This window comes from Stagnimonas sp. FW305-C-60 (assembly GCF_058782965.1).
Map to the genome: position 1 here is coordinate 722,661 of NZ_JBYSYF010000001.1, position 13,036 is coordinate 735,696.

9 protein-coding genes are annotated in these 13,036 nt (G+C 68.5%); 7 read left to right on the top strand and 2 right to left on the bottom strand.

Features of this window, described 5'->3' with window-relative positions; genetic code table 11:
- Positions 1 to 93: 93 nt before the first annotated feature.
- The 4 genes from AC3WT6_RS03240 (at position 94) to AC3WT6_RS03255 (ending at position 6,775) form a co-directional block, all read left to right on the top strand.
- Positions 94 to 1,623 carry an efflux transporter outer membrane subunit gene (locus AC3WT6_RS03240; protein ID WP_492652120.1) on the top strand — a complete coding sequence of 510 codons (1,530 nt, stop codon included), beginning with the start codon at positions 94 to 96 and terminating at the stop codon, positions 1,621 to 1,623.
- A gap of 192 nt (positions 1,624 to 1,815) precedes the next feature.
- Positions 1,816 to 2,889: an HlyD family secretion protein gene (locus AC3WT6_RS03245; protein ID WP_492652121.1), complete on the top strand. Its 1,074-nt coding sequence runs from the start codon at positions 1,816 to 1,818 to the stop codon at positions 2,887 to 2,889.
- The gene (gene rbbA, locus AC3WT6_RS03250) at positions 2,886 to 5,645 is read left to right on the top strand and encodes a ribosome-associated ATPase/putative transporter RbbA (RefSeq protein ID WP_492652122.1); all 2,760 of its coding nucleotides are present in this window, start codon (positions 2,886 to 2,888) and stop codon (positions 5,643 to 5,645) included. Before AC3WT6_RS03245 ends, rbbA begins: the two co-directional genes overlap by 4 nt.
- Positions 5,646 to 5,647: 2 nt before the next feature.
- Positions 5,648 to 6,775: an ABC transporter permease gene (locus AC3WT6_RS03255; protein ID WP_492652123.1), complete on the top strand. Its 1,128-nt coding sequence runs from the start codon at positions 5,648 to 5,650 to the stop codon at positions 6,773 to 6,775.
- Positions 6,776 to 6,987: 212 nt separating this feature from the next.
- Here the strand turns inward: AC3WT6_RS03255 and AC3WT6_RS03260 are convergent, their stop codons facing one another.
- Positions 6,988 to 9,294: an ATP-dependent DNA helicase gene (locus AC3WT6_RS03260; protein ID WP_492652124.1), complete on the bottom strand. Its 2,307-nt coding sequence runs from the start codon at positions 9,292 to 9,294 to the stop codon at positions 6,988 to 6,990.
- A 501-nt stretch (positions 9,295 to 9,795) separates the two neighbouring features.
- Here AC3WT6_RS03260 and AC3WT6_RS03265 point away from each other — a divergent pair.
- A complete protein-coding gene (locus AC3WT6_RS03265) occupies positions 9,796 to 10,191 on the top strand; it encodes a hypothetical protein (protein WP_492652125.1) in 396 nt (131 codons plus the stop codon).
- A 112-nt stretch (positions 10,192 to 10,303) separates the two neighbouring features.
- Here the strand turns inward: AC3WT6_RS03265 and AC3WT6_RS03270 are convergent, their stop codons facing one another.
- Positions 10,304 to 11,272, bottom strand: coding sequence for an MBL fold metallo-hydrolase (locus AC3WT6_RS03270; protein WP_492652126.1), 969 nt, complete (start codon positions 11,270 to 11,272; stop codon positions 10,304 to 10,306).
- A 72-nt stretch (positions 11,273 to 11,344) separates the two neighbouring features.
- Between AC3WT6_RS03270 and AC3WT6_RS03275 the strand changes: the two genes are divergently transcribed.
- Positions 11,345 to 12,277: an ABC transporter ATP-binding protein gene (locus AC3WT6_RS03275; protein ID WP_492652127.1), complete on the top strand. Its 933-nt coding sequence runs from the start codon at positions 11,345 to 11,347 to the stop codon at positions 12,275 to 12,277.
- Positions 12,274 to 13,035, top strand: a complete 762-nt coding sequence (locus tag AC3WT6_RS03280; protein ID WP_492652128.1) for an ABC transporter permease — start codon at positions 12,274 to 12,276, stop codon at positions 13,033 to 13,035. The genes AC3WT6_RS03275 and AC3WT6_RS03280 overlap by 4 nt, the downstream gene beginning before the upstream one ends.
- The last annotated feature ends 1 nt before the right edge of the window (position 13,036 follow it).

Consider the following 13,036-nt stretch of genomic DNA (forward strand, 5'->3'; position numbering starts at 1 on the left):
ACGCCGGACGCACCTGGCGGGAGGAAAGTGAGCGGTGTCTCCGCCAGGTGCGGAGATTGTCCCGTTCCTTCTTCAACGCCACCGCCCACTCCGATGAACGCCACCGAGTTTGATGCCAGCACTACCGGACGCCGTGTCCGGTGGTGGACGGGCCTGAGCGCGCTGCTGCTCGCCGGCTGTGTGTCGCTGGCGCCGGACTATGTCGCGCCGGCGCTGCCGGTGGCGGCGCAGTATCCGGCCGATACCGCCGGCCGCCTCACCGAGACCGCGACGCCAGACCTCGACTGGCAGGACTACTACGCCGATCCGCAGCTGCGCGCCTTGATCGCGCAGGCGCTGGAGCACAACCGCGATCTGCGGGTTGCCGCGCTGCGGGTGGAAGAGGCGCGCGCCGGCCTGGGCCTGCAGCGCGCCGAGCGCTATCCGCTGATCGGCCTGGGCGCGCAGGACAGTCGCGCGCGGGTGCCGGGCGATCTCAATGTCAGCGGCCAGCCGGTGATCGGCAGCCAGTATCAGGTCGGCTTGGTCAGCAATACCTGGGAGCTGGACTTCTGGGGCCGCATCGCCAGCCTGGAGACGGCGGCGCGGGAAAACCTGCTCGCCAGCGAGTCGGCCCAGCAGGCGGTGCGGCTGTCGCTGATCGCCCAGGTGGCAAATGCCTATCTGGGCCTGTGCGAACTGGACGAGCGCTTGGCGCTGGCCCAGCGCAGCATCGCCAGCCGCGAGGAATCGCTGCGCATCTTCCGCCGCCGCAACGAAGTCGGCGCCACCAGCAAGCTGGAGCTGACCCAGGTGCAGAGCCTGCTGGCGCAGGCCGAGATGCTGGGCGCGCAGCTGGCGCAGGCGCGCGCGCAGCAGGCGCATGCCCTGGTGCGGCTGCTGGGCAGCAACACCGATCTGAGTGCGCCGCTGCCGTCCAGCGACGAGACCGAGCCGGTGCTGGCGCCGCGCACCGGCCTGCCTTCGGAGCTGCTCAACCGGCGCCCCGACCTGATCGCCGCCGAGCACGGCCTGCGCGCCGCCCACGCCAATATCGGCGCCGCGCGCGCGGCGTTCTTTCCGCGCATCACGCTCACCGGCAGCTACGGCAGCGCCAGCGCCGAACTCGCCGGCCTGTTCGACGCCGGTAGCGGCGCCTGGAGCTTTCTGCCCAGCCTGTCGCTGCCGATCTTCGACGGCGGCCGGCGTCGCGCCGGGCTCGATCTCGCCGAGGTACGCCGCGATCTCGCGGTGGCGCAGTACGAGGGCGCGGTGCAGAGTGCTTTCAGGGATGTCGCCGACGCACTCGCCGCCGAACGCTGGCAGGCCGAGCAGCTGCGCATCCTGCAAACCAGTCTGGCCGCGCAGACCGAGCGCGCGCGCCTGGCGCAGCTCCGCTACGACCATGGCGCCGCGGCATTTCTGGAAGTGCTCGACGCCCAGCGCGAGCTGCTCAACGCCGAGCAGCAGAGGGTGCAGACCCGCCGCGCCCTGCTCAGCGCCCGCGTGCAGCTGTACGCGGCGCTGGGTGGCGGCGCCACCTCCCCAGGGTCTGTTAACACTAAGGGGATCGCTGCGTTGCCGGTCAAAAGCGCGTCAGGCAAGGCGCGAGCTGACGCAAAGGCTGGAGCCTTTGCTAAGTGAGCAACGCGGCATGACGCGCTTTGGGCCAGCAACCCTCCGGGGCGGGACGGTTTTGGGGCATTGCAGCGTCAGCAAGAGTTTCAATAGAACCACTATTGCGCACTCTTGCTTCCTTGCACTGCCCCAAAACCGCCTTCCGCCGCAGCGATCCCCTTAGTGTTAACAGGCCCTAACCCAACCCTGAGCCCGCCGATGAAGCCCTACTCCAACAAGATGTTGCTGGCCCTGGTCGCGTTGGTGGTGCTGGCCGCCGTCGGCTACTACAGCTGGATGCAACTGCGCCACACCGGCCCCGGTGAGGGCTTTGTCAGCGGCAATGGCCGCATCGAGGCCACCGAGGTCGATCTCGCCACCAAGCTTGGCGGCCGGGTGGAGGCGGTGCTGGTCAACGAGGGTGATTTCGTGCAGGCCGGGCAGCTGCTGGCGCAGATGCAGGTGGACGTGCTGGAAGCGCAGCGCGACGAGGCACGGGCGCATCGCCAGCAGGCGCTGGACGCGGTGGCGAGCGCCGAGGCGCAGGTCGCGGTGCGCGAGAGCGACGCCGCCGCCGCGCAGGCGGTGGTGACGCTGCGCGCCGCCGAACTCGATGCCGCGCGCCGTCGGCTGGCGCGCTCGGAGTCGCTGTCCGCCGAAGGCGCGGCCTCGATCCAGGAACTCGACGACGACCGCGCCCGGGTGCGCGGCGCCGAGGCGGCGCTGACCGCCGCGCAGGCGCAGGCGGCCGCGGCAAAAGCCGGCATCGGCGCCGCGCGCGCGCAGGTGGTGGGCGCTCGGTCGGCAGTGCCGGCCGCTGCCGCCACCATCGCCCGCATCGAGGCCGACATCGCCGACAGCGCGCTCAAGGCGCCGCGCGATGCCCGCGTGCAATACCGCATCGCGCAGCCCGGCGAGGTACTGGGTGCCGGCGGCAAGCTGCTCAACCTGGTCGACCTCTCCGACGTCTACATGAGCTTCTTTCTGCCCGAGACCGCCGCCGGCCGGGTGGCGCTGGGCAGCGAGGTGCGCATCCTGCTCGATGCCGCGCCCAATTTTCCGATCCCGGCGCGGGTGAGCTATGTGGCGAGCACCGCGCAGTTCACGCCGAAGACGGTGGAGACCGCCAGCGAGCGGCAGAAGCTGATGTTTCGGGTGAAGGCCAACATCGACCGCGCACTGCTGCAGAAGCATCTTGAGCAAGTGAAGACCGGCCTGCCGGGTGTGGCCTGGCTCAAGCTCGATGCGGCCGCCGAGTGGCCGCCGGAACTGGCGCTGCGGATCAGCGAATGAACTCCCTGCCGGAGTCGCCCAGCCGGCCGGCGGTGGTTCGTCTGCAAGAGGTCAGCCATCGCTACGGCAAGACCCTGGCGCTCGATGGCGTCAGCCTGGAGCTGCCGGCCGGCTGCATGGTCGGCCTGATCGGCCCCGATGGTGTCGGCAAGTCCAGCCTGCTGGCGCTGGCCGCCGGCGCGCGCGCGGTGCAGACCGGCAAGGTCCATACCCTGGGTGGCGACATGGCCGAGCGCCGCCATCGCGAGCGGGTCTGCCCGGACATCGCCTACATGCCGCAGGGCCTGGGCAAGAACCTCTACCCGACGCTGTCGGTGGAGGAGAACCTGCAATTCTTCGCGCGCCTGTTCGGCCACGCCGCCGGCGAGCGCCGCCGTCGCATCGACGAACTCACCCGCAGCACCGGGCTGTATCCCTTCCTCGACCGCCCGGTCGGCAAGCTCTCCGGCGGCATGAAGCAGAAGCTGGGCCTGTGCTGCGCGCTGATCCACGATCCCGAACTGCTGATCCTCGACGAGCCCACCACCGGCGTCGATCCTTTGGCGCGCAGCCAGTTCTGGGCGCTGATCGGACGCATCCGCGCGCAGCATCCGGGCATGAGCGTGATCGCCGCCACTGCCTACATGGACGAGGCGCAGCGCTTCGACTGGCTGGTGGCGCTGGATGCCGGCCGCGTGCTGGCCAGTGGCACGCCGGCGCAGCTGCTGGCGCAGACCGGCAGCCACGATCTGGAAGCCGCCTTCATCGCCCTGTTGCCCGAGGCCAAGCGCCAGGGCCACCAGGCGGTGGTGATCCCGCCGCTGGCGGAGACCGCCGGCGAGGAGGTGGCCATCGAGGCCCGCGAGCTGACCATGCGCTTCGGCGACTTCGTGGCGGTGGACCACGCCAGCTTCAGCATCCACCGCGGCGAGATCTTCGGCTTTCTCGGCTCCAACGGCTGTGGCAAGACCACCACCATGAAGATGCTCACCGGCCTGTTGCCGGCCAGCGAGGGCCAGGCCTGGCTGTTCGGCCAGACGGTGGACCCCAAGGATCTCGCCACCCGCCACAGGGTCGGCTACATGTCGCAGGGCTTCTCGCTGTACGCCGAGCTGAGTGTGGCGCAGAACCTGGTGCTGCACGCGCGACTGTTCCAGGTGCCGGAGGCGGAGATTCCTACGCGGGTGCAGGCGATGAGCCGGCGTTTTGGTCTGGAGAATTTTCTCGGCGCGCTGCCCAACGCACTGCCGCTGGGCATGCGCCAGCGGCTCTCGCTGGCGGTGGCGATGGTGCATGAGCCAGAGCTCTTGATCCTCGACGAGCCCACCTCCGGCGTCGACCCGGTGGCGCGCGACAACTTCTGGCGGCTGCTGATCGAGCTCTCGCGCCGCGACCGGGTGACCATCTTCATCTCCACCCATTTCATGAACGAGGCCGAGCGCTGCGACCGCATCTCGCTGATGCACGCCGGCCGGGTGCTGGTCAGTGACCGCCCGCAGGCGCTGTGCCAGGCGCGCGGCACCGAGACTCTGGAACAGGCCTTCATCGCCTATCTGGAAGAAGCCGGCGCGCGCGGCGAGACCGCAACCGAGAGCCTGGTGGTCGAGGCCGCGCCAGCGATCGCGCCGCTGCCGCGGGCAGCGCGCCGCGGCGGTTTCAGCCTGGCCCGCGCCTGGAGCTACACGCTGCGCGAGCAGCTGGAGCTGCAACGCGATCCGGTGCGCGCCACCCTGGCGCTGATCGGCAGCCTGCTGCTGATGTTCATCATGGGCTATGGCATCAGCCTGGATGTCGAGGACCTGAGCTTCGCGGTGCTCGACCGCGACCAGACCACGCTCAGCCAGAACTATGTGCTGGGCCTGTCCGGCTCGCGCTACTTCGTCGAGAAGCCGCCGATCCGCGACTACGCCGACCTCGACCGGCGCATGCGCAGCGGCGAGCTGTCGCTGGCCCTGGAGATACCGGCCGGCTTCGCCCGCGATGTCAGCCGCGGCCATCCGGTGGCGATCGGCGCCTGGATCGACGGCGCCATGCCGTCGCGCGGCGAGACCGCCGGCAGCTATGTGCAGGGCATGCACCAGGCCTGGCTCGCCGAGCAGGCCCGGCATCAGGGCCAGCGCGTCGACGCCGAAGTGGCGAGCCTGGAGACGCGGTTTCGCTACAACCCCGACGTGAGAAGCCTGCCGGCCATGGTGCCGGCGGTGATCCCGATGCTGCTGATGATGATCCCAGCGATGCTGGCGGCGTTGTCGGTGGTGCGTGAAAAGGAACTGGGCTCGATCGTCAACCTCTACGTCACGCCGGTGCGCCGCAGCGAATTCCTGCTTGGCAAGCAGCTGCCCTATGTGCTGCTGGCGCTGTTCAACTTCCTGCTGATGGTCCTGCTGGCGGTGACCGCCTTCGGGGTGCCGATCAAGGGCAGCTTCCTCACCCTGTTCACCGCCGCCGTGCTCTACGTGATCTGTTCCACCGGCGCCGGCCTGCTGGCCTCCAGCTTCACCCGCAGCCAGGTGGCGGCGGTGTTTCTGACCATGATCGGCACCATGATCCCGACCATCCAGTATTCCGGCCTGCTCGATCCGGTGAGCTCGCTGGAAGGTGCTGGCGCCATCATCGGCCAGGTCTATCCGGCCACCCACTTCCTCACCATCAGCCGTGGCGTGTTCAACAAGGCGCTGGGCTTTGCCGACCTCGGCGCCTCGTTCTGGCCGCTGCTGCTGGCGGCGCCGCTGATCCTGCTGCTGGCCATCAACCTGCTCAGGAAGCAGGAGCGCTAGGCATGCGCAGCCGGCTCGCCAACATCTACCGCCTGGGCGTCAAGGAGCTCTGGGGGCTATGGCGCGACCCGATCATGCTGGTGCTGGTGGTGTTCATGTTCGTGTTCGCGGTGTACTCGGCCGCCAAGGCGATGCCGGAGACCCTCAACAAGGCGCCCATCGCCATCGTCGACGAAGATGGCTCGCCGCTGTCGACGCGCATCATTTCCAGCTTCTACCCGCCGCAGTTCCTCCGGCCGGCGCTGATTCCGCTGAACGCGGTGGACCCTGGCCTGGACGCCGGCGACTACAGCTTCGCGCTGATCATCCCGCCCGACTTTCAGCGCGATGTGCTGGCCGGCCGCTCGCCCAGCCTGCAGCTGAATGTCGACGCCACCCGCATGAGCCAGGCCTTCGCCGGCAGTGGCTACATCCAGCAGATCGTGCTGGGCGAGATCGCCGAGTTCGTCCAGGGCCATCGTGGCGCCAGCACGTCGATGGTCGATCTGGAGCTGCGCGCGCGCTTCAATCCCAGCCTCAACCAGGGCTGGTTCGGCGCGCTGATGGAAATCATCAACCACGTCACCATGCTGTCGATCCTGCTCACCGGCGCCGCGCTGATCCGCGAGCGTGAGCACGGCACCGTCGAGCATTTGCTGGTGATGCCGGTGACGCCGGCCGAGATCATGCTGTCCAAGGTCTGGTCCATGGGCCTGGTGGTGCTGCTGGCCGCCGCGCTGTCGTTGCACTTCGTGGTGCAGGGCCTGCTCGGCGTGGTGATCGAGGGCTCGGTGGGTCTGTTCCTGGTCGGCGCCGCGCTGCATCTGTTCGCCACCACCTCGATGGGCATCTTCATGGCCACCCTGGCGCGCTCGATGCCGCAGTTCGCGCTGCTGCTGATTCTGGTGCTGATGCCGCTGGAAATGCTTTCCGGCGGCTCCACGCCGCGCGAGAGCATGCCGGTGTTCGTGCAGCACCTGATGCTGTCGGCGCCGACCACGCATTTCATCTCCGCCTCCCAGGCCATCCTGTTCCGCGCCGCCGACTTCTCCGTAGTCTGGCCGTCCTTCCTGGCACTGCTGCTGATCGGTGCGCTGTTCTTCACCATCTCGCTGGCACGCTTCCGCAAGATGCTCAGCCAGCTGGCTTGAGGCGGCTGGCGCAAGGGCCGCTGCGCTTCTTACGCGTTTGCCGACCTTCGGAGCTTCAAGGACTCACTCCTTGCCCTGCGTAGCGGGGGAGTCAGAGCATTGCTCTGACGGGACGGGGGTGGCTGGCTGTACCCGTACTTATCCTTGGGGCGAACGCCCCCACCCTAGCCCTCCCCCGCATGGCGGGGGAGGGGACTGATTGCCGTTTTTTGTTACTCGATGTGCCACCAGCTGGGTAGCAGCGCCTGCACCTCGGGCTCGGCGTAGCGCTCGTCCAGCAGGTGCAACACGCCGCGGTCCTGGGTGCCGCGGATCACCCGGCCGGCGGCCTGCACCACTTTCTGCAGGCCCGGGTAGAGATAGGCGTAGTCGTAGCCGGCGCCGAACTGCGCGTCGAGCCGGCGGCGCAGCTCCTCGTTGAGCGGGTTGATCTGCGGCAGGCCCAGGCTGGCGATGAAGGCGCCGATCAGGCGCTCGCCGGGCAGGTCGATGCCCTCGGCGAACACCCCGCCCAGCACCGCGAAGCCGATGCCCTCGCCGCCGGCCTGGAAACGTTCCAGAAAAGCCGCGCGTTCCGGCTCGCGCATGCCGCGCTGCTGCGACCAGACCGGTATCTCCGGGTGAAGGCTGCTGAACGCTGCCGCCGCCTGCTGCAGATAGTCGAAGCTGCTGAAGTAGGCGAGGTAGTTGCCGGGCTGGTCCCGGTACTGCGCCGCCATCCGCGCGACGAGCGCGGGCAGCGAGCGCTGCCGGTGCCGGTAGCGGGTGGAGATGTCGCGCGCCACCCGCACCCGCAGCTGCTCGGCGCGAAACGGCGAGGCGACGTCCAGCCATTGCGTGCCGGCCGGCAGGCCCAGCAGATCGCGGTAGTAGTGCGGCGGGCTCAGCGTCGCCGAGAACAGCACCAGCGCATGAGTGCGCGCGGCGCGCGGCGCCAGGAAGGGCGCCGGCACCAGGTTGCGGATCGCCAGCCGCGAGCGCCCCGGCCGGCGCGGCTGGGCGGCTGCCTCCAGCACGATCTCGAACAGCGAATGCTCCGCGGAGTAGCTTTCGGCCAGCCGCAGGAACTGCGCGGCGTCGAAAAACCAGGCCTGCAGCGGGCTGTCGTTGGCCGGCGGCGCGTCGACGTAGTGGCGGGCGATGGCAGAGACCGCCTCCTGCAAGGCGCGGCAGAGCGCCTCCGGCAGCTGCGACTGCGCGACATAGGCTTCGGTCTGGTCGCGGTGCAGGCGGTTCCAGGCACGCTGGACCTTGTCCAGCGGCTTGCGCAGCTCGGCCGGCGGAGCACGCCGCAAGGCCGCCAGCTGCGCGGGGTCGAGTTCCGCCGAGTACATGCCGCGCGCTCGTTCGACCAGGTTGTGGGCCTCGTCCACCAGCACCGCCAGCTTCCAGTCGTTGAGCTGCGCCAGGCCGTAGAGCAGGGCGCTGCCGTCGAAGTAGTAGTTGTAGTCGCCGACCACCACATCGCTCCAGCGCACCAGCTCCTGGCCCAGGTAGTAGGGACAGACCTGGTGCTCCAGCGCCACCGCGCGCAGGCCGGCCTGATCCAGGCGCTGCCGCTGCACGGCTTCGGCGCGGGCGGCGGGCAGGCGGTCGTAGAAGCCGCGTGCCAGCGGGCAGGACTCGCCGTGGCAGGCCTTGTCCGGGTGCTCGCAGCTCTTCTCGCGCGCCACCAGTTCCAGCACCCGCAGCGGAATGGCGCCGGCCTGGTGGTCGGCGAGCGAGGCGGCGGCGTCCAGCGCCAGCCGCCGGCCGGAAGTCTTGGCGGTGAGAAAGAACACTTTCTCGATCTCGCCGCGCGCCAGCGCCTTGAGCGCCGGGTAGAGACTGCCGATCGACTTGCCGATGCCGGTCGGCGCCTGCGCCAACAGGCAGCCGCCGCGCGCGGCGCTGCGATACACCGCCTCGGCCAGCCGGCGCTGGCCGGCGTGGAACTGCGGATGCGGAAACGCCGCCGCCGCCAGCGCCGGGTCGCGCTGCGCGCGGTGCGCCAGCTCGCTCGCCGACCAGTGCAGGAAGCGCGCGCACTGCGTCTCGAAGAACTCGCGCAGGCCAGCCGCGCCGTGGCGCTCGCTGAACAGGGTTTCCTGCTCGCTGTCGATATTGAAATAGACCAGGCTCAGGCGCAGCTCGGCGAGCTCCAGCGCCTGGCACAGCAGCCAGCCGTAGACCTTCAGCTGCGCCCAGTGCAGCGCGCGCTGGTTTTCCGGCAGGCGCTCCAGGCGACCGCGATAGGTCTTCACCTCCTCCAGCTCCTGGCGCGCCGGGTAGTAGCCATCGGCGCGGCCGCGCACTTCCAGCGCGCCGTAGCGGCCACGCAGCGGCAGCTCCTTCTGGTAGTCGCCGCCACGCCGGGCGGCGACGGTGGCGTGGCCGGCGATGCCTTCCAGCGCGCTCGGCGCCGGCGTGAAGCGCAGGTCGAGATCGCCGTGCTTGGCGGTGAACTCGCAGAGCTCGCGGGCGGCAATGCGGTAGCGCGGCGGCCCGGCTTCGCTGGGCGGTGGCGGGTGTGGAGACAAGGTCGGAGTCGGTCTGCGGCGGAGTCGGTGCGCGTCGCGCCATTGGCATCGCGGTGCGCGAACAATGTACCCGTCAACCAGCCGACGAGCGTTTCGAGCGAGCAGGAAAATTTGCGCGCGAGCTGCGCGAAACGCGGCTGATCCTCGCTACTGATCGCGGATTCGCGAGCCGCGTGACGCGGCGCGCAAGTCGCAGCAAGCGCCGGTCTAGAAAGACGCCGCGCACGCGCCGCGACTGGGCCGGCAGAATTTCCGTTTTCCCTAGTAAAACGCCCATTTTTTTGCGCGCGCGCGGCATCGGAAATTCACGTCGCGTGAGCTGTCGAGGATGGCGGCGAAGCCGCTCTGTCGGCGGCGGTTTTCAGGATTCCGAAAGCGCTGTCGCGCGCTTTAGCACAGTTGCTGCGTGCAAAGCGCGCGCGCTCTTGATAGTGTCCGATTAAGGCTTGTCATATCAGTGTCTTGGACAGCCTTAACCAACCTGACCTCGGGAGCATAAACATGGCAGTAGCGAAGAAGGCGGCAAAGAAGCCGGCGAAGAAAGTAGCCGCGAAGAAAGTGGTGAAGAAGGCCGTGGCCAAGAAGCCGGTGGCCAAGAAGGCAGTGGCCAAAAAGGCCGTTGCCAAGAAGGCGGTGAAGAAGGTTGCCGCCAAGAAGGCTCCGGCCAAGAAGGCCGTAGCGAAGAAGGCAGTCGCCAAGAAGGCTCCGGCCAAGAAGGCCGCCGCCAAGAAGGCTCCCGCCAAGAAGGGCAACAAAACCCTCGCCAAGGTCGTCAAGAAGATCAAGGCCGAAGTTGCAATGGTGAAGAAGGAAGTCAAGAAGGACGTGGCCCTGGTGAAGAAGGCTGCCAAGGCGATGAAGAAGTCCGCTCCGACCACCACCCCGTCGGCGGGCTAAAGCACTGCGGCTGGCGGAGCGCGTCAGACGCGCCCGCCGACGCAGCTTTTGCCTCAAGGCCGAGCAGCGATGCGCTGCTCGGCCTTTTTTTGTCTGCGCGGCGCGGGCGGGTTCAGGGCGCGGCGGGAAACAGCGCCACCGGCTCGGCCAGACCGTAGGTTTCGACCCGCAGGTCGGGGCGGCTTTCCCGCAGGCCGGCGAAGAAGCGGTCCAGTCGCACCACCAGCGGGAAGGGTTGCAGCGGCTCTTCCAGCGGCCGGCTGAAGTCGTCCCAATGGCTGGGCACGATGCGCTTGGCGCCGACCGCGTCCACCACCTCGGCCAGATAGGCATCGAGGTCGTCGATCAGCGCCACACCGAGAAACACGATGTCGGCGCGCTCGCCGCGCAGCGCGCCCGGCAGATACCCGGCACTGCCGTGCAGCAGCACCCGGCCCTGCGGATGCGCGACCAGGATCGAGTAGACGCCGCCCAGCCTGTAGTCCAGATAGCGGGCGGGCGGCTTCAGCGGCTTGCCGATCTCGCCGGTGGGCGCGCCGCCGGTGGCGCCGGCGTGGCGGCTTTCGATGAAGCGCAACTCGAAGTCACCGAAGCGGTAGCTCTGGCCGGGAGCGATCACCGTCAGCTGCGTTTCCGGCAGGCCGGCGCCACGGCCGAGGTTGGCGGTGCTGGCCGAGCCCAGGAGCTGCGCACCGGTGAGCTTCGCCACCAGGCCGGCGTCCAGCGCGTGGTCGTAGTGCGAGTGCGAGACCAGCACCGCGTCCAGCTTGCTCACGCCCAGGCGCGTGAGCCAGGCGCGGATGCTTGCCTCATCCGGCGCGATGCGGCGGTTGAGCGCCAGCGGCAGCAGGCCCTGTGGCCGCGAGAAGAAGGGGTCCACCAGCAGCGCGTGCTCGCCGTCGCGCAGCAGCAGGGCGGTGACGCCCAGCCAGGTGGCGGTGAGCGCGCCGGCGGGGATCGGCCTGGCGGCGACCCGGTGGCGCTGGTACTCGGCCATGCCGGGGCGGTAGCAGTACAGCCCGGTCAGCAGTACTGCGAGCAGCAGACCCAGACCCAGCAGCAGGCGCGCAATCCATTTCACGGACTATCCTCCGGTGGCGGGCCGCGAGGGCCGACTTAGAATGCACATCTTCCCCTATCAGGCGGGCGCCGCGTGCCGCAGTCCAACATCATCTCGGTCCGGAATCTTTCCAAGACCTATGCCTCCGGCTTCACCGCCCTCAAGAACGTCAACCTCGACATCCGGCGCGGCGAGATCTTCGCCCTGCTTGGCCCCAACGGCGCCGGCAAGACCACGCTGATCGGCGTCATCTGCGGCCTGGTGAAGGCCAGTGCCGGCAGCGTGATCGCCGACGGCCACGACATCGACAGCGACTACCGCATCGCCCGCGAGAAGATCGGCCTGGTGCCGCAGGAGCTGCACACCGATGCCTTCGAGAGCGTGTGGGCGACGGTGAACTTCAGCCGTGGCCTGTTCGGCAAGCCGCGCGATCCGGCGCTGGTCGAAAAGCTGCTGCGCGAGCTCTCGCTCTGGGACAAGAAGGACGCGCGCATCATGACGCTGTCCGGCGGCATGAAGCGGCGGGTGATGATCGCCAAGGCGCTCTCGCACGAGCCGAAGATCCTGTTTCTCGACGAGCCCTCGGCCGGGGTCGACGTCGAGCTGCGTCGCGACATGTGGCAGATGGTGCGGCGCCTGCGCGACAGCGGCGTGACCATCATCCTCACCACCCATTACATCGAGGAAGCCGAGGAGATGGCCGACCGCATCGGCATCATCCGCCAAGGCGAGCTGATCCTGGTCGAGGACAAGACCGCGCTGATGCGCAAGCTGGGCAAGAAGCAGCTGCGCCTGCAACTGAAGACGCCGCTCGCTGCCATCCCCGACAACCTCGCCGGCTATGCGCTGGAGCTGGCCGGCGAAGGCCAGAGCCTGATCTACACCTACGACGACCAGCAGGACGACACCGGCATCGCCGAGCTGCTGCGCCGGCTGGCGGCGCAGGGCATCGACTTCCGCGAGCTGCAATCGAGCCAGAGCTCGCTGGAAGACATCTTCGTCAGCCTGGTCCAGGGCCGCCCATGAACATTTACGCGATCCGCGCCATCTATCGCTTCGAGATGGCCCGCACCTTCCGCACGCTGATGCAGAGCATCGCCTCGCCGGTGCTCTCCACCTCGCTGTACTTCGTGGTGTTCGGCGCCGCCATCGGCTCGCGCATGGGCGCGGTGGACGGCATCAGTTACGGCGCCTTCATCATCCCCGGCCTGGTGATGCTCTCGCTGCTTACCGAGAGCATCTCCAACGCCTCCTTCGGTATCTACATGCCGAAATGGTCGGGCACCATCTACGAGCTGCTGTCGGCGCCGGTGTCCTCGGCGGAGGTGATCCTGGGCTATGTCGGTGCCGCTGCCACCAAGTCGGTGATGCTGGGTCTGCTGATCCTCGCCACCGCGCGGCTGTTCGTGCCCTATCACATCGCCCATCCGTTCTGGATGCTGGCCTTCCTGCTGCTCACCGCGTTCAGCTTCAGCCTGTTCGGCTTCATCATCGGCATCTGGGCCGACAGCTTCGAGAAGCTGCAGATCGTGCCGCTGATGATCGTCACCCCGCTGACCTTCCTGGGCGGCAGCTTCTACTCGATCAGCATGCTGCCGCCCTTGTGGCAGAAGATCGCCCTGTTCAATCCGGTGGTGTATCTGGTCAGCGGCTTCCGCTGGAGCTTCTACGGAGTCGCCGACGTCGCGGTCGGCATCAGCGTCGCCATGACCGCGCTGTTCATGCTGGTCTGCCTGGCCGCGGTCTGGTGGATCTTCAAGACCGGCTACCGGCTGCGCCGCTGAG

Bases quoted from the DNA above. Each gene is read 5' to 3' on its own strand.
- AC3WT6_RS03240 (WP_492652120.1), top strand. From the start codon at position 94: ATGAACGCCACCGAGTTTGATGCCAGCACTACCGGACGCCGTGTCCGG.
- AC3WT6_RS03245 (WP_492652121.1), top strand. From the start codon at position 1,816: ATGAAGCCCTACTCCAACAAGATGTTGCTGGCCCTGGTCGCGTTGGTG.
- rbbA (WP_492652122.1), top strand. From the start codon at position 2,886: ATGAACTCCCTGCCGGAGTCGCCCAGCCGGCCGGCGGTGGTTCGTCTG.
- AC3WT6_RS03255 (WP_492652123.1), top strand. From the start codon at position 5,648: ATGCGCAGCCGGCTCGCCAACATCTACCGCCTGGGCGTCAAGGAGCTC.
- AC3WT6_RS03265 (WP_492652125.1), top strand. From the start codon at position 9,796: ATGGCAGTAGCGAAGAAGGCGGCAAAGAAGCCGGCGAAGAAAGTAGCC.
- AC3WT6_RS03280 (WP_492652128.1), top strand. From the start codon at position 12,274: ATGAACATTTACGCGATCCGCGCCATCTATCGCTTCGAGATGGCCCGC.